General features: G+C 31.0%; 21 protein-coding genes. 18 read left to right on the top strand and 3 right to left on the bottom strand.

The window, feature by feature from the left end:
• Positions 1-15 precede the first annotated feature (15 nt).
• The 8 genes from LQ688_RS09810 to LQ688_RS09775 all read left to right on the top strand — a co-directional run bounded on the left by LQ688_RS09810 (position 16) and on the right by LQ688_RS09775 (position 8,010).
• Positions 16-1,341 carry an ABC transporter substrate-binding protein gene (locus LQ688_RS09810; RefSeq protein WP_017000410.1) on the top strand — a complete coding sequence of 442 codons (1,326 nt, stop codon included), beginning with the start codon at positions 16-18 and terminating at the stop codon, positions 1,339-1,341.
• A 9-nt stretch (positions 1,342-1,350) separates the two neighbouring features.
• On the top strand, positions 1,351-2,250 hold the full coding sequence (locus tag LQ688_RS09805) for a carbohydrate ABC transporter permease (protein ID WP_064204713.1): 900 nt from the start codon (positions 1,351-1,353) through the stop codon (positions 2,248-2,250).
• 2 nt (positions 2,251-2,252) lie between these two features.
• Positions 2,253-3,080 carry a carbohydrate ABC transporter permease gene (locus tag LQ688_RS09800; RefSeq protein WP_017000409.1) on the top strand — a complete coding sequence of 276 codons (828 nt, stop codon included), beginning with the start codon at positions 2,253-2,255 and terminating at the stop codon, positions 3,078-3,080.
• A gap of 13 nt (positions 3,081-3,093) precedes the next feature.
• Positions 3,094-4,218: a Gfo/Idh/MocA family protein gene (locus LQ688_RS09795; protein ID WP_017000408.1), complete on the top strand. Its 1,125-nt coding sequence runs from the start codon at positions 3,094-3,096 to the stop codon at positions 4,216-4,218.
• Positions 4,205-4,627 carry a YhcH/YjgK/YiaL family protein gene (locus LQ688_RS09790; RefSeq protein ID WP_017000407.1) on the top strand — a complete coding sequence of 141 codons (423 nt, stop codon included), beginning with the start codon at positions 4,205-4,207 and terminating at the stop codon, positions 4,625-4,627. Before LQ688_RS09795 ends, LQ688_RS09790 begins: the two co-directional genes overlap by 14 nt.
• Before the next feature lie 61 nt (positions 4,628-4,688).
• The gene (locus tag LQ688_RS09785; RefSeq protein WP_064204715.1) at positions 4,689-5,816 is read left to right on the top strand and encodes an ABC transporter ATP-binding protein; all 1,128 of its coding nucleotides are present in this window, start codon (positions 4,689-4,691) and stop codon (positions 5,814-5,816) included.
• 203 nt (positions 5,817-6,019) lie between these two features.
• Positions 6,020-6,475 carry a MarR family winged helix-turn-helix transcriptional regulator gene (locus LQ688_RS09780; protein WP_017000405.1) on the top strand — a complete coding sequence of 152 codons (456 nt, stop codon included), beginning with the start codon at positions 6,020-6,022 and terminating at the stop codon, positions 6,473-6,475.
• A 122-nt stretch (positions 6,476-6,597) separates the two neighbouring features.
• Positions 6,598-8,010, top strand: coding sequence for a DHA2 family efflux MFS transporter permease subunit (locus LQ688_RS09775; protein ID WP_064204716.1), 1,413 nt, complete (start codon positions 6,598-6,600; stop codon positions 8,008-8,010).
• A gap of 92 nt (positions 8,011-8,102) precedes the next feature.
• On the opposite strand, the gene LQ688_RS09770 is transcribed toward LQ688_RS09775, so the two are convergent.
• Both LQ688_RS09770 and LQ688_RS09765 read right to left on the bottom strand, forming a co-directional pair.
• Positions 8,103-10,031: a right-handed parallel beta-helix repeat-containing protein gene (locus LQ688_RS09770; RefSeq protein WP_017000403.1), complete on the bottom strand. Its 1,929-nt coding sequence runs from the start codon at positions 10,029-10,031 to the stop codon at positions 8,103-8,105.
• 14 nt (positions 10,032-10,045) lie between these two features.
• A complete protein-coding gene (locus LQ688_RS09765; RefSeq protein WP_239703814.1) occupies positions 10,046-11,425 on the bottom strand; it encodes an MFS transporter in 1,380 nt (459 codons plus the stop codon).
• A 397-nt stretch (positions 11,426-11,822) separates the two neighbouring features.
• Between LQ688_RS09765 and LQ688_RS09760 the strand changes: the two genes are divergently transcribed.
• The 6 genes from LQ688_RS09760 (at position 11,823) to LQ688_RS09735 (ending at position 18,284) form a co-directional block, all read left to right on the top strand.
• On the top strand, positions 11,823-12,971 hold the full coding sequence (locus tag LQ688_RS09760; protein WP_182093619.1) for an ROK family transcriptional regulator: 1,149 nt from the start codon (positions 11,823-11,825) through the stop codon (positions 12,969-12,971).
• Between the two features lie 160 nt (positions 12,972-13,131).
• Positions 13,132-14,451: a xylose isomerase gene (gene xylA / locus LQ688_RS09755; protein ID WP_017000400.1), complete on the top strand. Its 1,320-nt coding sequence runs from the start codon at positions 13,132-13,134 to the stop codon at positions 14,449-14,451.
• Positions 14,452-14,603: 152 nt separating this feature from the next.
• Positions 14,604-15,158: a histidine phosphatase family protein gene (locus tag LQ688_RS09750; protein WP_239703815.1), complete on the top strand. Its 555-nt coding sequence runs from the start codon at positions 14,604-14,606 to the stop codon at positions 15,156-15,158.
• Positions 15,159-15,701: 543 nt separating this feature from the next.
• On the top strand, positions 15,702-16,709 hold the full coding sequence (locus LQ688_RS09745; protein ID WP_239705388.1) for an NADP-dependent oxidoreductase: 1,008 nt from the start codon (positions 15,702-15,704) through the stop codon (positions 16,707-16,709).
• Between the two features lie 16 nt (positions 16,710-16,725).
• Positions 16,726-17,409, top strand: a complete 684-nt coding sequence (locus LQ688_RS09740) for a type 1 glutamine amidotransferase domain-containing protein (RefSeq protein ID WP_239703822.1) — start codon at positions 16,726-16,728, stop codon at positions 17,407-17,409.
• A 62-nt stretch (positions 17,410-17,471) separates the two neighbouring features.
• Entirely contained in the window at positions 17,472-18,284 is an 813-nt protein-coding gene (locus tag LQ688_RS09735; protein WP_239703817.1) for an alpha/beta fold hydrolase, read from the top strand.
• Positions 18,285-18,343: 59 nt separating this feature from the next.
• Here the strand turns inward: LQ688_RS09735 and LQ688_RS09730 are convergent, their stop codons facing one another.
• Positions 18,344-18,712, bottom strand: a complete 369-nt coding sequence (locus tag LQ688_RS09730; protein ID WP_135021159.1) for a winged helix-turn-helix transcriptional regulator — start codon at positions 18,710-18,712, stop codon at positions 18,344-18,346.
• 126 nt (positions 18,713-18,838) lie between these two features.
• Here LQ688_RS09730 and LQ688_RS09725 point away from each other — a divergent pair, with 126 nt between their 5' ends.
• The 4 genes from LQ688_RS09725 to LQ688_RS09710 all read left to right on the top strand — a co-directional run.
• Positions 18,839-20,179 carry an NtaA/DmoA family FMN-dependent monooxygenase gene (locus LQ688_RS09725; protein ID WP_239703818.1) on the top strand — a complete coding sequence of 447 codons (1,341 nt, stop codon included), beginning with the start codon at positions 18,839-18,841 and terminating at the stop codon, positions 20,177-20,179.
• Between the two features lie 39 nt (positions 20,180-20,218).
• Positions 20,219-20,953, top strand: coding sequence for an NADPH-dependent F420 reductase (locus LQ688_RS09720; protein ID WP_239703819.1), 735 nt, complete (start codon positions 20,219-20,221; stop codon positions 20,951-20,953).
• Positions 20,954-21,111: 158 nt separating this feature from the next.
• Positions 21,112-21,609, top strand: coding sequence for a TspO/MBR family protein (locus LQ688_RS09715; protein ID WP_239703820.1), 498 nt, complete (start codon positions 21,112-21,114; stop codon positions 21,607-21,609).
• Positions 21,610-21,909: 300 nt separating this feature from the next.
• Positions 21,910-24,229, top strand: a 2,320-nt coding sequence (locus LQ688_RS09710) for a YSIRK-type signal peptide-containing protein (protein WP_239705386.1), incomplete at its 3' end; no start/stop codon positions are given.

Here is a 24,229-nt window from a genome sequence, read left to right as displayed (position 1 = left end):
CATAGGGGGGAGTCCATGAAAAGTAAAATTATTTATTTATTACTAGCTTCTATACTTATTTTAACTTCTTGTGGTCAAAAAGATGATTCTGAGACTTCTAATAAAACATCAAATGAATTAGAGGGTGAAATCACTTTTTGGCATTCATTTACACAAGGACCTAGGAAAGAATATATAGAGAAAAAAGCTAAAGCTTTTATGAAAAAACATCCAAAGGTGAATATAAAAATTGAAACTTTTGCGTGGCCAGAATTTCATACAAAATGGACAACAGGGGTCCAAGCGGGGCAAGTACCAGACATTTCTACAGCTATGCCAAATGACGTTTCACTCATGATAGATGCAGATGTCTTATCAGATGTTGATAGTGTAGTTAGTGATATTGGTGAAGACAAATTTTATCATGGACCATTGAAAGAAGGAGAAAAAGATGGAAAGCATTACTCCTTACCTTTATATTCACATGCGCAAGTTATGTGGTATAGAAAAGATTTACTTAATGAAGTAAATGAAGAAGTACCTGAAACATGGGATGACTTTAAAAGGGTAACAGATAAGGTTTCGAAAAAAGGAACATTTGGCGTTTCTGTTCCTATGGGTACAGGAGACATGATGGCTAGTAGATTTTTAAATTTTTATGTTAGATCCCATCATGAAAAATTAGTTGAAAATGGAAAAGCAGACTTAACAAATGAAGTAGCAATAGATGGCATTAATTATTGGATTGATAGATATCATAAAAACTCTCCTAAGGGATCTCTTAATTTTAAAGTGCTTGACCAAGCTAATTTATTCTATCAAGGGAAAACAGCGTTTGATTTTAATAGTGGGTTCCAAATATCAGGAGTTGAAACTAATTCACGAGATTTACTAAATAAAATAAGCGCTGCACCAATACCAAAAGAAAAGGCTTCTGATAAGGACAAAGGTATTGAAACTACAAATGTACCAATAGTTTTATGGAAACAGAGTAAACATAAAGATATCTCGAGGGCGTTTTTAAAAGAACTATATAGTGAAGATGATTATGTAGATTTCTTACTTTCAACACCTGGAGGTATGTTACCTGTACTAAAAGGTATTTCTGATAAGCCGAAATATCAAGAAAACCCAACTATAAAACGATTCAAACCAGAAATTGACATGATAGAAAAACAAATTTCACAAGGAACAGCGATTGGTATGGAAGATGGACCGAATATAGAGGCAAGTATACTAACTACTCAAAATATTATTGAGGAAATGTTCCAAGAAATCGTTACTACGGATATTAGTACTGAAGATGCCGCAAAGAAAGCTGAGGAAAAGTTGAATAGACAGTTTGAAATTATGAATAGGTAGGTGAAGAAAATGTATCAATTAAAAGAAAATTTTAAAAAGATGGATAAAGTAGGTATGTTATTTATTCTACCTTCATTATTGATTGTTGTATTGTTACTAATCTACCCTATTTTTTCAAGTATATATTTTAGTTTTACATCTAAGAACTTGATTAAGTCGGATTACGATATGGTTGGATTTGAAAACTTTAAATTTGTACTAAGTTCAAAAGAATTTTATGAAGCATTATGGATTTCAGTAAAATGGACAGTCTTGTCAATAATGGGACAAGTAGTAGTTGGATTTATTGCTGCATTAACGCTCAATAAACTACCAAAATTCTCTGGGTTATTTAGAGTTTTACTCATCATACCTTGGGCATTTCCTACTATTGTTATTGGCTTTTCATGGAAATGGTTATTAAATGATGTTTCAGGTGTTATACCAAATTTATTAACAACGATTGGAATAACAAGTGCAAATGTAGATTTCTTATCTAACAACACACTTGTATTTGGAACAGTCGTGTTTATAAATATTTGGTTTGGCGCTCCGTTGTTTATGGTTAACATTCTTTCAGCATTAAAAACAATTCCAAATGAACAATACGAAGCTGCTGTTATGGATGGTGCTAACGCGTGGCAATCATTTACGAATATTACTTTAAGACATATTCGAAGTGTCATTGGATTATTAATTGTATTAAGAACAATATGGGTCTTTAATAACTTTGAATTACTATTCTTAATAACTGGTGGAGGCCCAAGTGGTGCAACGACAACCTTACCTATATATGCTTATAAAACTGGTTGGGGCTTGATGCAATTAGGTACTGCATCATCTATTACAATATTACTTTTAATATTCTTGATTTCAGTAAGTTTCTTTTATTTCAAAGTGTTAGATAAATGGGAAAGTGAGGATAGATAATTATGAAGAAAAAACATTTAGTTAACGTAGGACTATATACAATAATGATTATTTTAACAATTATTGCTGTTTTTCCATTTCTTTGGATTTTACTATCTTCATTTAAGTCATCAACAGAGTTATCGAATAATCCTTTAACTCTAATACCTAAGGATTTCACTATTGAATATTACAAACAAGTTTTATTTGATTTAGGTTTTGTTAAAAACATAAGAAATAGTTTAATTGTTTCACTAGCAGCCACGTTAATTACTATTGTCGTCTCTGCATTAGGAGCATATGGAATTGTGAGGTTCTTTCCAAGATTCGGAAAGTTAATGACTAAAATTCTAATTGCGACTTATATGTTTCCTCCTATATTGTTAGCAATTCCTTATACAATCGTGATTGTGCAAATGGGATTAATGAATACATGGACTGGACTAGTAATAACATATTTATCTTTTTCAATACCTTATGCAGTATGGATGTTAATAGGATTTTTTAGTACCGTACCATTTGAAATTGAAGAAGCGGCAAAGATAGATGGGGCTGGTAGATTTGTGATCTTTAGTAAAATAGTTCTTCCAATTGTTATGCCTGGTATAGTTGCGACAGCAGTGTATACCTTTATCAATACATGGAATGAATTCTTGTTTGCATTGTTACTTATTAATAGTACAAATAAAATGCCTATTTCAATTGCATTATATTCTTTAAATGGATCAGAAATATTGGATTGGGGACAAATGTTAGCAGCTTCAGTAATTATTGTCCTACCATCAATAATATTCTTTATGTTTATACAGAAAAAAATTGCTGCTGGGCTTTCAGAAGGCTCAGTTAAATAGAAAGGAAAATTTTATGAAACAAATTAATTATGGTGTTATAGGTGCAGGATACTTTGGAAAAGAACTAGCTAGAATAATAACAAAATTAGACAACGCTAAAGTGGTTTCTGTTTATGATGTGGATAAAAAAAATAGTAAAAGTTTAGCCGAAGAAATAAATTGTGAATTCGATATCGATTTGGAAAAAATTTGTAGAAGGTCAGACATTGATGTGGTTATAATAGCATCACCAAATGCTTATCATAAAGAATCTGCAATTTTAGCTGCCAAGCATAAAAAACATATATTTTGCGAGAAGCCGATAGCACTTAATTATAAAGATTGCTATGAGATGATTGAAGAAGCCAAGAAAAATAACGTATTTTTTATGGCAGGACATGTAATGAACTTTATGGATGGTGTAAGAGAAGTAAAACAAATTATAAACCGTGGGGAAATAGGTGAAGTTTTATTCTGTCATGCTGAACGTAATGGTTGGGAAGAACGACAAGAAGAAGTCAGCTGGAAAAAGAAAAGAAATATATCAGGGGGACACCTCTATCATCATATACACGAATTAGATTTCATTCAATTTATTATGGGACCAGCAGTTCAAGCTACAATGGTTGGTGGCAATGTTGCTCATAATGGTGAAAAATTTGGTGATGAAGATGATATGTTATTAATTACATTAGAATTTAAAGAAAATAAATATGCAACGCTTCAATATGGTTCTGCTTTTAGATGGTCAGATCATTTTGTCAAAATTCAAGGTACAGAAGGGGCTATACTAATAGATTTACAAGATGTGAAAGTTGTATTAAGAAAAAATAATGAAGATAAGCAATTTTTATTACATCGTAATAAAGAAGAAGATGAAGATAGAACAAACATATATAAGGGCAGTAAAGATGACGGGGCCATAATGTATGGTAATCCTGAAAAAAAACCACCTTTGTGGTTACAAGGAATTATGCAAAGAGAAATGAACTATTTACATGAGTTATTAAATGGTATGGAAGCTTCAGAAGAGTTCAAACCACTCGTTGATGGAACAGCAGCAATGTCATCCATTGCGACTGCAGATGCACTAACAAAATCCAAAGAAGAAAATAAGAAAGTAAAAATAGAAGAGGTAGTGAATAATGATAATCGATGAACTAAAAAACATTCATTTATATAAAAATATAATTCCAAAAGAAATCATTGAGGATATAAAGGGAAATTTAAATGGAGAACCACAAGGTGAAATCGTAAAAAATTTTATTAAGTATAAAACAGAATATAATAAACCTTTTGAGCAACATCAAAAACACATAGATCTTCATATTATAGTTAAAGGTAAAGAATATTTTGGGATGATAGAGAGTAGCGGATTCATAGCTAACCAAGATTATAATAAGCAAGATGATGTAAGTTTAGGAGAGTCTAAAAATAATGATTACTTGATTAGTCCGTTTAAAGAAAAACAATTTGTTCTTTTCTTTAAAGGCGAAGCGCATAAAGTTGGTTGGAATTATCAAGGTGAACCATTTAATGTTGAAAAAATAGTTTACAAATTTAAATAAAGTAATATCAAAGGCTTGTTTGGGTTAATATATTGAAAAATTGAAAGGAGCGCGAAATATAATGTCTGAAATCAAATTAGAACATGTAAAAAAGACTTATGATGGTAATACAACAGTCGTAAAAGATTTTAATATTTCGATTAAAGATAAAGAATTTATTGTGTTCGTTGGTCCTTCAGGGTGCGGGAAGTCTACCACGTTAAGGATGATTGCTGGGTTAGAAACTATTTCAGAAGGCAATTTTACGATAGATGGTAAACGCATGAATGATGTTGAACCGAAAAATAGAGATATTGCAATGGTATTTCAAAATTATGCATTATACCCTCATATGACAGTTTATGATAATATTGCATTTGGCTTAAAATTGAGAAAAATAAATAAGAAAGAAATTGATACTCGCGTAAAAGAAGCTTCAGAAATTTTAGGTTTAACAGAATTCCTAGATAGAAAACCAAAAGCCTTATCTGGTGGTCAAAGACAAAGGGTAGCACTTGGTCGTGCAATTGTAAGAGACGCAAATGTATTTTTGATGGATGAGCCACTATCTAACTTAGATGCTAAATTACGTGTTCAGATGAGAGCGGAAATAATGAAGTTACATGAACGTTTAAATACAACTACAATTTATGTGACTCATGATCAAACGGAAGCATTAACTATGGCTTCAAGAATTGTAGTTCTAAACGAAGGTGATATTATGCAAATTGGAACACCTAGAGAAGTATATAATTCTCCTAGTAATTTATTTGTAGCACAATTTATAGGGTCACCTGCAATGAACATCCTAAATGCAAAAGTAACGAGTGATGGGTTGCAAATAGGTGAACAACTATTTCAATTCACTGGAAATCAATTAGAAAAATTAAAAGATTTAGGATACATTAATAAAAATATTAAAATTGGGATGCGTCCTGAAGACATAAGGGATGAACCTATTTTTATTAAAGCAAATCAGAATAATCGATTCACAACAAAAGTTGAGGTAGCTGAGTTGTTAGGTTCAGACATTATGATTCATTTCCAACTGAATCAAGAAAATTTGATTGCTCAAATAGACGCAAGAAACGATTTGAGTGCAGGAGAACAAGTTGAACTAGCATTTGATATGAACAAGTGTCATTTCTTTGACGCTGATAACGGTCATAATTTATTAAAAGAAACTAAACAAGCTGAAACAATAGTGTAAAATTAAAGAAACTCTCTAAATATTAGAGAGTTTCTTTAATTTCTTAACCAATTCTAATAATTATGCTGCATGATAAAATAATTGCATAGAGCATCCACGAATAATAATTTAAGAATTCCTATTGTAAGTGATAAACTATATAATAAGGGATTATTGCGTACGGTACTAATCTTATTTTGGTGATAATATAAGGAGTTTATATTATGAATAAAGTAAAAGAATTAAATTATCTAATGCGACGTGTACAAGATAGAATAATATGGCTCAATAAGCCAAAAATGGAAAAAGAATTAGAAGGATACACACCGTCAGAAGTGCATTGTATAGAGGCTATTAAAAACATTCAAGACCCTAACGTGAAAAAGATATCTGATGAAATGTTTATGACGCGTGGTGCTATTAGCAAATTAACTAAAAAGTTAATTAAGAAAAATGCTATTGAAAGTTATAGAAAATCAGAAAATAAAAAAGAGATCTATTTTCGTTTAATTGAAGAAGGTGAACGTGTTTATCAACGTCATTTAAAATTACATCAAGTTTTTCTTGATAGAGATAAACCGTTTTTCGATAATATATCAGATGAAGAATTTAAAGTATTAAATAACTTTTTTGAAAAATACAGCGATTTTTTAGATCAAGAAATAAAAAAAGAAAAGTAAAAAGTATATTTGGGATAGGCATATGTGATGCTTATCCCTATTTTATTGAAATATTTTTGTTGAATAGGAAACAATAAGTTTATATAATGTTTCTTAGGAAACAAAAAGAGAGGTAAATAATAATGTCAGCAAAACAATTAGATAAAATTCCAAAAAGTACTATGTTGGCTGCATGGGCTATAGCTTTAGGCGCTATTGCTCCTATGTTAGATTCAACAATGATTAATATAGCAATTGATGACTTAACGCAATATTTTGATGTTTCATTGAATATGATTCAGTGGGGAGTTACGGGCTATATTTTAGCTATGGCAATTGCAGTCCCATTTTCAGGTTGGCTTATGGATCAATTTAATAGCAAGATAGTATATATTTCTTCAGTAGCATTATTTGGAGTAATATCAGTCTTAACAGGATTGAGTGAAAGCATATCTTTATTTATCTTATTTAGAGTATTACAAGGGTTTAGTGCAGGTATTATATCAACACTCATGTCAACGCTACTAGTAAAAACAGCCGGTCACGATAAATTAGGACGTGTTATGGCCATCGTGAGTATACCTATGATTTTAGGACCGATACTTGGACCAGTTATTGGAGGATTTATTATTCATTTCTCTTCATGGAAATGGATATTTTATATTAATATTTTTGTTACAGTACTCATAGTTCCGCTTATGATTAAGAAATTACCTTCATTTATGCCATTTAACAAAGAGAAAAAATTAGATTGGTTTGGTATTTCAAACTTATCTTTAATAAGCTTTACAATCATATACGGTATTACTAAAGCAACTGAAAATACTACGTTTATAAATAAAGAAACCATTATTTCGTTAGTCGTAGGCGGACTGTTTATAATCAACTATCTTATTTACAATCGAATGAAGAATTATCAAACAGTATTACCGACAAATCTATTTAAATATAGAAATTTTGCAACGTCTAGTAGTGGATTATTCTTAGCAAATATTGCAATCATGGGTCCAATGATTATATTGCCTTTATTTTTTCAGCAATTTAAGAATTTTAATACGATAGAAGCGGCCACTGCATTAATGCCACAAGGTATAGGTATGTTAATCGCAAGACCTATGATAGGAAAATTAACAGATCAATATGGCGCAAAAAAAGTTATTTTGATCTGTTTAATAGTATCTCTACTCGCATCAATACCATTAGTATTTGTAACAAGTCAAACGACTATACTAACTATGAGTATTATCCTATTTATGAGAGGTGTAAGTGTTGGAGGTATACTATTGCCATTTACTACAAACACGTATGTTGGACTTAAAGACTCACAATTACCACAAGCTGGTATCACAATAAATATTGTTGAAAATATTGGAGCAAGTTTTGGATCAGCAATTATAGCTACAGTAGTTGCTACGATGACAAGAAGCACCTTCGTATCACCAAATAACGCCGTATTAGCTTATCAAATAGGCTTTCTAATACCAGTTATAATACTTGTACTGTTATTCATATGTTGGATTTATTTACCTTCGAAGGAGGAAGGTGAAACTCGTTAATAAAACATAAAAAAAGCGCGTTTTCTCTGATGTAGAAAACGCACTTTTTTATTTCCCAGGACATACCTTTCATAACATACGGAAATTTTAAATTAAGCTTTTTTCCATATTGATATACGGTTTTCACCTGGTTTTAAATTTTGGATTGGACCTAACACGGCAAATTCGTTTCTAGTATCATGGATTAAATCTGAATCAATAACAACTTCGTTTCCATCTGGTCTTTCAAAGTCTGCGTCGACTAATCTTACTTTAGGTAGTGAAGTGGTAGAGTGTACATCTCCTTTGAATTCTAATAATGAATCTGGCAATGTTACATTTAAGTAAACTTCATTTTCATCTTCAGTTATTGAAATCTTTGGATTGAATGAATTATCTTCAATGAAGCTTTCTTCTCTATTGAAGTGTTCGGCATTGTTTAAATATGCGTTATGGTTGATGAACACTGGTTGTTTTATTTTATGGAAGGCTTCGTGATCTCCTTCTTCTTTGGATACTAAGTCTTTATATTCTTCTAATGAAGTTGTGTATTCATTAAATATATGCGTGCCAATGTTAGATACACCTGGTTTACCAACAAATATATTATTATAAAATCGGTCATCTCCACCATAAACAGGTGCAAATCCAGCTACTAAAGTACTATGTGGTACATGGTAAGGTGTTGATCTATCTAACATTAATCGATGTACGATTTCACCGTTAATAATGTTGTTAATATATGCGCCACCTTGTGCATGGTTATCCAGTGCATAGTCTGCTGTTAAAATATTATTATCTACAATATAAGGTCCACTAGTTACTTCAACAAATAGGTCTCTTGTATTATTGGCGAAAATATTTTTACTGATTCTTGTGCCTTGAGTTTGCCAATCAAACCACATACCTAAAGAGCAATTATGAACGTAGTTATCATAAACTTGTGTATCTAATGCTGCATGTAATTTTATGCCTGCAATTTCATGACCGAAGAATTCTCTTCTATTTCCAATATTATAAATGTGGTTACTATATACATGACTAAAAGCACATCCTAAATGACCGACAACTGCGTTTTGTCCACAATCATGAATAGTATTATTTCTAATGATGTGAGAACCAATCGTTTCTTTATTCCAGTCACTATTAACTGCTTTAAAAACAGTTTCAATTTGGTATTGGTATCCTGGTTTATCTTTTCTATAAGTAGTAAAGTTATCACCAGTTGATATTTCTTTACCAATTGCTACTGCACTACACATAGAATCATGAATAAGATTATTTTCTATAATCCAATTTTTGCTCCAATTTGTATCAATTATTCCAGTTTGTTTAGCTGTAGGAGGTGACCATTGTGTTGCACCATGTGCAATTTCGAAATTTTGAATAGTTATATAATTTGTATGTGTTTTAACGGGAGCAAAAACATTTTCTCTCACATTAATTTCGATTGTTTCATTATTTGGATCATAATCTTGGAAATTAGCATAAATAGTAGTATGGTCTTCTTGAACATCTGCATGCCATACATATACTGATTCATCTGTATAATCAAAAGAGACTTGTTTATTAGTCCAATGGTCTAATGTTTCATGTATAGGCTGTGGATTTTTCAGAGAATCAAAATCATTCACTTCAAATAATGCTTGCCCGTTTATATAAACTTGTCCTAATGTTTTATTATTATCAACAACTAACCAATCACCAAATAGTTTGGTATCGAATGGATTGAAATGATTGAAAAATTGATTATCAATATCCACTTTCCATATATTTTGTTCTACATGTTCCCAGTTTTTTATTTCTTCAGAACCTTTAATTACTACTTTCTCATTATCTGCAGCTTTAAAAGTAATTCTTCTAGCTTCGCTTAAGCCACTATTAATATGAGTGATTTGTTCTCTATAGATGCCTTCATGTACGATTACTGAATCTCCTGGTAACGCTACTGAAGCGGCTTTATCAATAGTTAAGAAGGGTGATGTTTCAGTTCCTAACCCATAATCTGAACCGTTTTTAGCTACATGTATTAAATTAGTCATTTGAAATACTCCTTTTATTTATATATTTGTTTTGATCTCATTTCGCCAACATTATTTGAACGAATTTGTTGTTTAATTTGTGTAATAAACTTTTCATAATTTAAGAAGAAAGTAATGACACAAATGAGTACTACTGTTAATAATGGAAAGTATATTTGCATAGATTTAATTGCAAATATAGTACTTTCTGATTGTACAGATGCTCCTGCGACATAGCCTCCAATAGATAGTGACCAGCCCACGATAGCGGATTGTAATCCAGAACCGATTTTCATGCCTGCGCTAGCCAAACTAAAAATGGAACCTTGTACGGGTACGCCAGTCTTCCAATAAATAATATCACCAACATCTGCAACGATTCCACTTAATGCTGCAGTAAATGGTACAAGACCTATACCATTTATAACTAAACCTACAATGAGGAATGGTAAGTTTTCTGAGAATAATGCCATAACAATGTACGAAATTATAGAAATAACTAACCCAATTATAATACTATTTTTAATACCAACTATTTCTGCAAATTTAGGTGCGATTAACAGTCCTAAAATTGTAGGTAGCAATGTCGCTACGCTAAGAATTGCCATGACATTGGCATTATCAAAAATGTAGGTAGCATAGTAAACTCTCATACCATTATCAGTTTGACGTAAATACCATAATAGATAAAGAATAATTGTTATAATAAAATATTTTTCAGTTAGTAATGATTTAAGTATTAAGGTAAATGGAATACGTTTTGCCTTACCGTTGCTTGTATACTGTTTTTTAGCTACGTTTCTTTCTTTAACAAAATACCCTGTAATCATTAAAGGTACTGCACATAAAAATCCATAAATTAATGCTGTATAAGTCCAACCTTGCTGGTTTTCACCAAAGCTTGTTACTAAAAATGTAGTGAAAGTTGTAATACAAAGTACACTAATATTTGAAAAAATAAAACGAATACTGCCTAATGAAACTCTGTCTTTTTCGTCTTTAGACATAAATGAGATAAGAGATGAGTATGCAACATTGTTAGCAGTGTAAAAAATAACTGATATTAAGAAATAAACAATGAAAATATATGCGATTTTACCTGTATTACCAAAGAAATCTGGAACGTTGAACAACATAAAAGTTAATACCCCTAGAATTGGTGCTGTCCAAAAGACCCAAGGTTTCGCTTTACCCATCTTAGTATTCGTATTATCGATAATGCTTCCCATAAATAAATCAGAAAACCCATCTGCAAAACGACAAAAAAGTATAATCGTTCCAATAACTGAGCCTGCAATGCCAACTACATCTGTCATGTATATAGTGATAAATGATGCGATGAAGGTCCAACTATAGTTAGCGCCAAAGTCACCAATACCGAAAACGATTTTTTTCAGGCATATGCAATTTCTCATTATTATTAGATTGTAAAATCTGTTCACTAGATTGAGCTTCTACAGTTTCATTCATAAATAATATCCCCCCTGTTTAAAAACCAAATAAGTTGGTTAGTTTTTAAAACAAACTAACTTAAGTGAAATATTACCACTGAACATATTTTTTTGTAAACGCTTTCTTATGTATTATTTATTATTATAATATTTCAATCTTTAACAAGTGTGTTTAAATCAAGGATTAGAAGGTTATTAAAATATTACTATTTATTTCTCTTTTAAAAGTTTCTATAAATAATCTATACATAGACATTTGATGTTTGCAGATATATTTTATGCTATAGTTAAACCAAATCTGTGCAATTAAATAGTGAACGTTTTAATTAGTTTAAATTGTTTTTATTGAGGTGGTGTTAGTTTGGAGAAATTAGATGTAACAAATTTAGATTCAAATCAAAAGTTAGTTTTACAACAAATATTTAATAATGAACTAATCTCAAGAATACAAATATCTAAAAATCTTGGGATTAATAAAGCCACCATTTCAAGTATTCTAAATAAATTAAAAGAGAAAAAGCTTGTTAATGAAGTAGGGCAAGGTAAGAGTACTAAAAGCGGTGGGCGTAAACCAATAATATTAGAGATCAATAAAAATTTTGGTTATGTCATTTCTTTGGATATTGCATACCATTCTATTGAAATAATCTATAGCTACTTCAATGGAGAATTATTAAAGTATGAATCTATACCATTGGCTAATCAAAAAATAACGCATGTGTTGGAATTGTTAAAATATCATATTAATGCTGATGAAAACTTTGGAACACATTTTGGTTTACTAGGTATCGCCATTTCTGTCCATGGAATAGTTAATAATGAACAAGAAATTATACATCTACCGTTTCACGAATTAGAAAAAGTTTCTATGATTGAGAGTATTAAGGAAATCGCAGACGTGCCTGTTATCGTAGAAAATGAAGCCAATTTCTCTGCTATTTATGAATGTAATGTTAATAATAGTTTAGAAATCAATAATTTAATTACACTTAGCATACATAAAGGTATCGGTGCAGGTTTAATTATCGACCAGAAATTATATAGAGGTGTAAATGGTGAAGCGGGAGAAATAGGAAAGACACTCGTATCATCTATTGAAGATAACGAGAGAACATATCACAAAATTGAAGATTTATGTTCTCAAGATGCACTAGTTAATAAGATTAATAAAAGGTTAAATACACAAAATACATTATCAGAGCTTAAGAAGATGTATTATGAACGAAATGAAATTGTACTGGAAGAGATACAACAATTTTCAATAAGGATTGCAATTTTGATGTACAACTTAAATATGCAGCTTAATCCAAAAGTGATTTATATTAATTGTCCATTAATAAACGAAATAACCGATCTCTTAGATAATATTAAAACGACTTTTAACCAATATACACAAAAAGAAATAGAAATTAGTTTAACTTCAAATGTTAAATTCGCAACTTTATTTGGAGCTACACTCGCTATTACCCAGAAAATATTAGATATAGAAAACATTAAACTTAACTTTTAATTTAGAGAAGGCTGAGACATTCATTTATGTCACAGCCTGTTTTTATTTTACTTAAAGAAACCGTTTACAAAAATTAATTAAGGTGTTATATTTAACTCAATGTTAGTTAGTTAGTTTAATAAACAAACTAACTAAACCACAATTCAAGGAGGAGTTAAGAATGTCTTACTTTAATGTTGAAAAAGTGAAATATGAAGGTCCTAAATCAAAAAATCCATTTAGTTTTAAATATTATAATGCTGATGAAAAAATTAATGGTAAAACAATGGCTGAACATTTACGCTTTAGTGTAGCTTATTGGCATACATTCACTGAAGATCTATCTGATCCTTTTGGTGTAGGTACTGCATTACGTGATTGGGATTCATTAGATGAAATGGAAAAAGCTAAAGCACGAGTTGATGCTATTTTTGAATTTATGGATAAAACAGGAATTGAATATTTTTGTTTCCATGACGTTGATATTGCTCCTGAAGGAAATACATTAGAAGAATCTAATAAAAATTTAGATGAAATTGTAGAATTAATTAAAAAGAAAATGAATGAAACAGGTAAGAAATTACTTTGGAATACTACAAATAACTTCACTCATGAACGTTTTGTGCACGGAGCTGCAACATCTTCTAACGCAGATGTATTTGCTTATGCAGCTGCAAAAGTGAAAAAATCTTTAGAAATTGCTAAAACATTAGGTTCAGAAAACTTTGTCTTCTGGGGTGGAAGAGAAGGGTATGAAAGCCTGTTAAACACAGATATGAAGTTAGAGTTAGATAATTTAGCTAAATTCTTTAAAATGGCTATCGCTTACGCAGAAGAAATTGGTTATAAAGGTCAATTTTTAATTGAACCAAAGCCTAAAGAACCAACTACACATCAATACGATACAGATGTAGCAACTTCTCATGCGTTTCTACAAAAATATGATTTAGATAAGCATTTCAAATTTAATATTGAGGCAAACCACGCAACATTAGCTGGTCACTCATTCCAACACGAATTACGTTACGCTAGAGATAATCAAATGTTAGGATCAGTGGATGCAAACCAAGGTCATCCTCAACTAGGTTGGGATACAGATGAGTTCCCAACAGATTTTTACGATACAACTTTAGCAATGTATGAAATTTTAAAAAATGGTGGACTAGCTCCAGGTGGGTTAAACTTCGATGCTAAACCAAGAAGAACTTCATTCAAACAAGAAGACTTAGTACTTACTCATATTGCGGGTATGGATGCTTTTGCATTGGGTCTAAGAGTTGCATCTAAAATGATTGAAGATGAATTCTTTGAAAAAATTGTAGAGAAGAAATATTCATCATTTGCAAGTGGTATCGGTAAGCAAATTGTCGAAGGCGAAGTATCATTTAAAGAATTAGAAAATCATGCTTTAAATTTAACAACAATAGACAATGAGTCTGATCATTTAGAAGTGATTAAATCAGAAATTAACCAATATATTTTAAACATTAATAATCAATAATTATTGAGCTGCATTCCTTCATTTTTCTAATAAATTTAGAAGAATTGATGGATAGCAGCTTTTTTATTTCGGCAGTATATTAAAAAATATTTCCATGGAAATGTATAATGAGGGGTAAAATAATATAAGTTGATTAAAGGGGATGAGTCGAGATGATAAAGATTATGAGACATGCTCAAGCTGAACATAACATGAATGAGCCGGAAAGCTTTAATTTAAAAGACCCAAAATTGACTGATAAAGGTAGAAGAGATACAAAAAACATAAGTGAATATATTGACCAAGACTCTCAATTTTGGGTAAGTCCAACAGTTAGAACAATTGAAACTGCTATGTTATTAAGTCATAACAATAAAATCAAGGTCGTAGATATTTTAGGTCCAAGAGTGTACCCACATAGAAAAGGAAAAATGAATATATGTGATCAGATATGCTCAAATTATAACGACAAAAACATATCTACTATTAACTTATTAAATAATAAACACCCTAATGATTTAAAACACCAATCATTTATTAAAGAATTTCAACATTTTATAAAAAAATATATAAAAGATGATGAGAATAATGTGATTATCACACACGATGGCGTCATTGCCACTTTATTAGAACAATATAAAAATATAAAACTAAAGCGTGATGAAAATAACGATTTAATGCTAAACAATGAAATTTTTCAGTTTACGAAAAGTGAAATATTAGGGTGATGTGTAACAAGTGAATAATATATTATATATAATAAATGAAATAAGAAATCGTCAAAACAACTATTACGTCAAAGGAATCAATATTGTGTTTAGAAGAAAGCAAAATATTTTTGACCACAAAGTTGTTTTTTGTTCTTTCTTTAGCCTTTAACGATTTAGAAATTTTTATATATAAATAATGGAAGAAAGTATACGTAAGAAAGACTAGAAGAACTATAAAAAGAAAATTTAACATAATGTTACCTCCAAAGTATAAAGCGTATAAAATTAACTTTAGTTTACTGAATTATCTTTCAAAATTAATTATGAGGTATAGCTTTTGTTTCTATAATATCTAATAATGAGCTTTATTTCCAAAGGAAATATTTTAATACATTAAAATACAAATATACGATTTAAATCAAGGCATACCATTAGCTAATACGCATAATGGTGTGCCTTTTTGACTGTCTTCGAAAGTTTAGCCAAGCGTGTAATAGGTAATATGTATAGAAGATAAAATGAACGTTAAAAAAGAAGGGAAAGAATTATATGATAACGGATATGAATGCGATGGTAATTCATAAATATGGTGATGGACCAGTATCATTAGAACGCATGCCAATACCGAGTATGAGTCCTACTGAAGTACGTGTGGAAATTAAAGCAGCTAGTATTAATCCTATAGATTATAAAATTAAAGAGGGAGGCTTACGTCCTTTATTGAAATATGACTTTCCTCTTATTCTTGGTAATGATTTTTCAGGTGTGATTACTGAAGTTGGTAGTAAGGTTAAAGGTTTTAAAGTCGGGGATGAAGTGTATGCCCGTCCTAGAAAAAATAAGATAGGGACATTTGCAGAATATATAGCTGTCGATGAGAATGATATTGCTTTAAAACCAAGTAATTTAACTTTTGAAGAAGCGGCAAGTATACCGTTAGTGGGGTTAACGGCATATCAAGCACTCAATGATGTTATGCAACTTAAACAAGGTGATAAAGTATTAATTCAAGCTGGTTCAGGTGGAGTTGGAACATTCGCTATACAATTGGCTAAAGCGATGGGCTTATATGTTGCTACAACAGCGAGTTCTCGAGGGTATGACCTTGTCAGTTCACTAGGGGCAGATAAAATTATTAATTATAGAGAAGAAAAATTTTGGGATGTCTTATCAGGATATAACGGTGTTTTCGATACTTTAGGAGGAGAAAATTTAGAACATTCTTTTGAAGTGTTAAAAGAAGGCGGTACAGTTACATCTATATCAGGTATGCCAACAGCTAAAGTTGCGAAAAGCATGAATTTAGGTGCCGCTAAACAAGTGTTATTTAAGTTAGCTTCTTCAAAATATACAAGAAAAGCTAAAAAATATCATGCAAATTATGAATTTCTGTTTATGAAGCCGAGCGGTGAACAATTAACGATTATTAAAGATTTAATCGAACAAGATAAAATTAAACCAATCATTGATAAAATTTATGACTTTAAAGATACAGAAGCAGCCCTAGAATATTCAAATAGAGGAAGGGCAAAAGGTAAAATTATTGTAAAAATGGATGACAGCAAATAAGAAAGGCGGACATATCATGAAAAGAATTATGATTGTAAATACAAGTTCGGATGTTTTTGAAGGAACTCAAGTGCCAACAGGTTTATGGCTAGGTGAACTTGTTCATTTTTATGAACATTTTAAGAGTGATGATTATCAAGTAGACTTTTTCAACATTACAGGAGGAAATACACCACTTGATCCAATGAGTTTAGGAAAAGTAATGTTGGATAAGACGACAAAAGCCTACTATCAAAATAAAGATTTTATGAATAAATTAAAATATTCACAACCTATTAGCGAAGCAAATGCTGCACAATATGATGCAATTTATTTCACAGGTGGACACGGTGTAATGTATGACTTTCCTGACAATGAAGACGCTAAAAAAGCTATAAATGAGATTTATAATAAAGGCGGCGTTGTTTCCGCAGTTTGTCATGGTATTGCAGGTCTATTAAATGTGAAAAATGAAAAAGGAAGGTTTTTAATTGATCAAAAGAAAATTACAGGGTTCTCAAACTTAGAAGAATTTTTGGCCAATAAGATGAAGATTGTCCCATTTAAGCTTGAAGACGAATTGAAAATACAAGGTGCACGTTATGAAAAATCTCATATACCATTTCGTCCTAAAGTAGTCATTGATGGTCAAATAGTAACTGGACAAAATCCAAAATCTGCTAATTTAGTAGGTGCTGCTGTTAAAGAGTTGTTGAGTTAATCTGACCTAATGTTTAAAGAAGAAAGCAAAAAGGAAAGTACTAAACAAAGGAGTAGATAAATATGACACATAGAATTCAAATAGAAGAAAATGCATATCTTAATGTAGAAGACTTTGGTGAAGGTCAGCCGATTGTATTTCTTCACGGATGGCCGGCTAATAATAAAATGTTTGAATATCAAGCACAACATGTTGTAAATAATGGCTACCGTTATATAGGTATTGATCATCGTGGTTTCGGATTATCAGATACGACTGCTTCTGGTTATGATTACGACACAATTGTAGATGACGTTCAAAAAGTAGTCGATGAATTAAATCTTAAAAATTATGTCGTTGTTGGATTCTCAGTAGGTGGTGCGTTAGCACTAAAATATGCAGCTAAGCATAACAATCCAGATTTAGAAAAAATGATACTACTTGGACCAGCAGGACCTAGCTTTACACAGAGAGAAGGCTACCCTTACGGTATGGAAGTAGACGATGTTACAGATTTAATGAAGTCTATTTCTGACGATCAACCAAAAGCAATTACAGAATTTGGAGACACATTCTTCAGTTCTAACACAAACGTATCAGATGAATACAAAAACTATTTCACTCAATTAACGCTAACATCATCATTAATAGGTACAGTTAAATTATTAGAGTCCCTTCGTGATGAAGACCTTAGAGAAGACGTGAAGAATATAGACTTACCAGTATACGGAATACACGGCACAGACGACGCGGCATGCCCAATCGAATTTTCTGAAGTACTAGAAAAAACAATGCCTAATTATCAACTAACACGTGTATCAGATGTAGGACACGCATTATTCGTAGAGAAAAAACATGAAATTAACGATTTAATCATTGAATTATTGAAGAAATAATAAATACCTCGACACTAGTTAGGAAAATAGTGTCGAGGCATTTTTTATATAAATAAGAATTAAAGCACTTCATCTATTTGTTTACCGTGTTTTTTACCGAACACTTCCATCATTTTTAGAATTGGTAATATTTCTTCACCCATGTCTGTTAAGGAGTACTCTACTTTTGGTGGGACTTCTGGATATACATTACGATTAATAAGACCATCAGCTTCTAGTTCTTTTAATTGTTTTGTTAATGAACCTTGAGATATACCTGATAAAAACCGTTTAATATCACTATATCGTTTAGGCTCTTCTTTTAAAAACCACAATATAAAATATTTCCAGCGTCCTGCTAATAAATTTTGAGTAAATCCTATGCCGTATAAATCTCTTTCATTTTTTATAATTGAATCATCAAATCCATATTTACAAATTTTAGCCATAGAATCCCATCCTTATGCATACGTACAAAAAATAGTACTAAGAACTATTTTATTGCCGTCTTTTAAAATATATTAATAAGTATATAATTTATACTACTATAACTCAAATATAAAAGGAGCGTAGAAATGACGATTAATAAAAGAGATGGAAAAATGAAGTTAGCACTTCAAATGGTGTCTGGCTATGGTGGAGAATTTAAGACTTGGCGCATGCCAGGAGCTGTAGCGGATGCTTATACAAATATGGATAATTATGTTGAAAAAGCAAAAATTGCTGAACGGGGTAAAATTCATACTTTATTTATTGCAGATACTCCATCTTTGCAAAATGATATTAGTATCAATTCACCAATGCATTCAATGGATCCATTAATTGCATTAACTGCTGTTGCAAGGGAGACTAAAAACATTGGACTTGTTTCTACCTTTTCAACTACATTTACAGAACCTTACAATCTTGCTCGTCAGTTAAAAACATTAGATATTGTAAGTAATGGGCGTGTTGGATGGAATGCAGTAACAACTTCAAATGGTCAGACAGCAATGAATTTTGGTAAACGTTTGCCTGACCGCAATACAAGGTATGAAATGGCGCGTGAACATATTGAAGCAGTACAGTCTTTATGGGGCAGCTTTGGTAAAGATGCATATGTTATTAATCAATCAACTGGACAGTTTGCAGATATGAATAAAGTAAACCTCGCTAATTATAACGGTAAGTATTATCAAACAAGAGGACCACTACCCATACCTGCGTCATCACAAGGTCAACCACCGATATTCCAAGCAGGTGGTGGTGAAAAAGGTTTGGAACTTGCAGGTAGATTTGCTTCAGGTGTATATGCAAATCCATTTACAAAAGAAGAAGCGAAATTACATCGCACAATGATACGTAATAGTGCAAAGCAACATGGAAGAAACCCTGAAGATATTAAAATGTTTGCAGGATTTATGTTCTATATAGGTAAGACAAAAGAAGAAGCATTAGATAGAAGACGTATGTTGCTTGATTTTTCACCAGAAGAAACAGCTCATTATGTTCAATATTTAGGTCATATGGTTGGTATAACCATCAATGTAAATACAATTGATATTAATAAACCACTATCAGAAAGTTTATTATCGCAAGCATATCCATCACCGATGGATCCTAGAGCAGAAAGAGCATATGAATTACTTAAAGAAGGCTTATCCGTAAAAGATGTACTAGCAAATGGTGTGATTAACTATCACCCAGTAGTAGCTGGAACACCAGAAATGGTAGCTGATTTTCTAGAAGAATGGTATTTAGCAGATGCTACAGACGGTTTCTCAATAGTTCCAGATTCATCACATGATGGTATAGAAGACTTTGTAGATTATGTTGTACCTATTTTACAAGAAAGAGGATTATACCATTTAGACTATGAAGGAGAAACACTTAGAGATAGTTTAGAAGTACCTCAAGAATACGGAATGAGAGAGTAATATATTAAACAAACTATAAAATATTAGGAGAGACATATAATGAATATTGGAATTATAGGAGCAGGACCTATCGGGGTCACTATTTCAGAAAAATTATATAATTTAGGTCATAATATCAAAATAGCGGATGTGCGATCAGTAAGCTATTTAGAAAATAAAAAGTTTAAAGGAAAAGCAGTAGAAATAGATGAAGTAATTAAGCATGTAGATATTTTAATAATATCGATTCCTACACAAGTTATACCTACAATAAAACCTTATATTTCTAATATAAGTGATGACGTAATAGTCGTAGATACAAGTAATTATTATCCATTTAGAGATGGAAATATTAAAGAATTAGATGATGGAACAGTTGAAAGTGAATGGGTATCAGAAGCAATTGGCAAACCAGTTATAAAAGCATTTAATAATTTACTTGCATATACATTGAAAAATAAAAATAGTACAGAAGAAAATGAAGAAAAAATAGCAATGGCGATATCAGGAGATAATACAGAAGATAAAAAAATTATAAGTGAACTTATACAATCAATAGGATTTGATACTGTTGATAGTGGTGAAATTAAAAATTCATGGAGACATCAACCAGGCACACCTGCATATTGCACAGAACTTAATACTGAAGAATTGGAAATAGCATTAAAAGTTGCTGACAAAAACCTAGCACCAATTAATCGAGACGAAGTATTTAAACACTTTGAACCAAATATGAACCATGATCAAATTATAGAATTAAATAGAAAATATTATGGGACAAATGAAATTATTTAATAGCAATAATTAAAAAATGTAAACAATTTTATATATAAATTATGAGAGCCTATTTTAAATAGCTCTCTTTTTTTATTAAATTACTAATGATTTATTATACAGATTGAGGGTATTTTTAATTGTAAGGATAAAAATTCTGTTTGAAAGGGCATGATTAAATGAGACTTACAGGCATAGTGAAACAAGTTTTTGCGATTGGATTTCCGTTTGTTGGGGGTAATTTGATAGGTAAGTATACGAGCAAAAATGCGCGACAAGATTATAAACGAAATAAAAAGCCACCATTTTCTCCGCCAGGTTATATCTTTCCTATAGTATGGCCAATACTTTATTTTAGTATGGGCATAGCTTATTCTTTAGTTTCTAATAATAATGCAAGTAAGAGTACTAAAGGTATATACTCTCTTCAATTAGGTCTGAATTATTTATGGTCTATACTTTACTTTAAATATAAATTAAGAGGTACTGCACTGATTGAAAGCTTTGCTTTATTTAGTGCTGTTATTATTACGACAGTTAAGTTTTATCAAGTTAAGAAGACTGCAGGGCTACTATTAATCCCTTATGTGGCATGGAGTGCTTTCGCATCTTACTTAACAACTGGTAACTGGGTATTAAATAAAGATAACCCAGAATATGTACCAAATGATAAATAATTGTGTTTACGAAAACTTAATGTTTATTGGATAAATATGTAAAAACCAAAACCCTCACTTTCTTCTTGAGATTCGCTCTTTCGTTGTTATAAATGGCAATAGAAATTATTTTAAGTATTGTATAAAATAATGAATAATTATATTTATATACACAACTTAATAATATAAATAGTGAAAATCAATTGTATATTAACAAATTTTACAACATATTATATTGTTAAATTTTTCAAATCGAGTATAATGCTATTTGTACAATAAATTACATTTATGCATATTAATGATAAGGGAGTGGTACTCAAGATGAAGAAGAAAATAGATTTTTTGCCAAATAGAAAAAACCAATACTCTATTCGTAAATTCACGGTGGGAACAGCTTCGATACTCGTCGGGACTTTACTTTTTTTAGGTATTGATCATAATGCTAAGGCATCTGAAAATAATTACAGTACTGATCAAAGTGTTAAAAGTAACTCAGAAGAAAATGAAACTGACACCGTTAAACAAAGTCAGTTGAAAGAACAAGGTACAAATGAAAAACATAACAATTCAACAAAAACAAATGAAGAAATTGAAAATCCAACAATAGACCAAGCAGAATCTAATGTATCTAATGAAGAAAACATTGAGGATTCTGCTACATATGAGCAAGAAGACAAGTCAACAAATGAGGAGGCAGAAGAAACACCGAAGAAAGAACCAACAATTGAAGAAGAACCTCAATCAGAAAAGGATACAGCTGAAGATAAAGAAGATGCTTCAACAGAAGAACAACGTACGGAAGACAAACCAACAAGTGGAGACACAGAGGAAACACCGAAAGAAGAACCAACAGCTGAAGATAAAGAAGATACTTCAACGGAAGAACAACGTACGGAAGACAAGCCAACAAGTGAAGACACAGAGGAAACACCGAAAGAAGAACCAACAGTTGAAGAAAAGCCTCAATCAGAAAAGGATACAGCTGAAGATAATCATTCAGATGAACAAAATAATAAAGAAGACATTGATTCTGTGCAAGAAGACTCCGACAAACCAACAAATGAAGATAATACTACAGAAGAGCGAAATACAGATATAGATAAAGCTAATCAAGATACAAACCAATCCAATGAAAAAAATTCAACAGAAAATCCAAATGAATCATATGAAGATAATGAAAAGCAAACAACAGATGACGAAAACAATGAAAATAGCGAAGAAGATATAGGGGCTAGCTCAGAAAATCAATCTGGAATAGATAAAGAAGAAATTACAAATGAAGAAATAAGCCCAGAAGAAGCGAAAGACGTTAAGTTAGCTGATGACAAAGCGTTTAAAGAAGGCCTTAATGAAGAAACAAATCGTAAGCAATATGTAGAAGATTATTTGAAAGATAATGACATTCAAGATAAAGATGCAAAAGCAATCATAGATAATTTAGATATTGACTATGATAAAGCATCTAACGAAGAAATCTATGATTCATTACGATTAGAATTGTTAAAGCGTGCTGCTGATGAACAAGAAGGAACAAAACCGAAAGCAACTGTATTACGCTCAGTACGAACAGAGAGTAATGAAAATAGAAGTATATCTGATACACCTAAAACAAGAGTGTTAGAAGCTGGAGATACAGCCACTACAGACTTTAGTAAATTAGTTAATATTAATAAAACAATCTCTAGACCTCTTATTGATGATTGGACACACATGGATTCAATTCGATTTAGACAAATAAATAATGATCAAATAGAGTTAAGTATTGCAATAGGACAGGAAAAAGGCTTGAATTTTGGTTTTAGTGCACTTGAAAGATATAGTGTAAACTTTAATGAGCAATTGAAGAACAATATAGTAAGCATAACAGCTGAAGGTGACAAATTAATAAAAGATGCCAATGGGAATTATTCAATTGAATATAAAAGAACAGCATCGTTTCTCTCTAATGGTGAGCCATTAAATTTAAATATAATCATAAATTCAAAAGATTTTGATTCTAAAAGCGCGTTATCTGTCTCTTATTATAGGAAAGTTAATACTGGTTTATTAGCTGGAACAAACACTTATGATATAACTTTCCAAGATTTTGCTAATTACTTAAATGAATATCAGGATATTTATAAAGAAATTAACAGTACAAAGGCTTTAGATGAAGCCACGAAACAAGAAATGTTAAATTCATTTAACGGTGTTAATACGATAGATGGTTTGAGAGCTCAAGTTAATACTGTACGTAATCAAGGTAGAACAACTGTAAACAATAATATAGGACAGTTAACAAACTTAACTACTAGTGAAAAGACGAATTACAATACGCAAGTTAAGCAAACGCAAAAATTAACAGACTTAGATAGTATATATACTAATGCACAAGCTCAAGATGCAAGCAACTTACTGAGGAATCAAAAAACACAAGGAACAAACCAAATTAACGGATTTAATTATTTGTCAAATGAAGAAAAAGCCACTTATAACAATCAAGTTGCTAATGCTAAAGATAAAGCAACAATAGATAAAGCGGTACAAGATGCTCAAATTAAAGATGCAACCAACTTATTGAATAATCAAAAAGAGCAAGGTAAATCTAATATCAATAATTTAAGTAATTTAACAGCTGAAGATATTAGTAATTTTACAAATC

It is taken from the genome of Mammaliicoccus sp. J-M40 (assembly GCF_022386395.1).
In the GTDB taxonomy this organism is placed as follows: domain Bacteria; phylum Bacillota; class Bacilli; order Staphylococcales; family Staphylococcaceae; genus Mammaliicoccus; species Mammaliicoccus lentus.
Note: the sequence above shows the minus strand (reverse complement) of the source record. Positions and strands in the feature narration are given on the sequence as shown.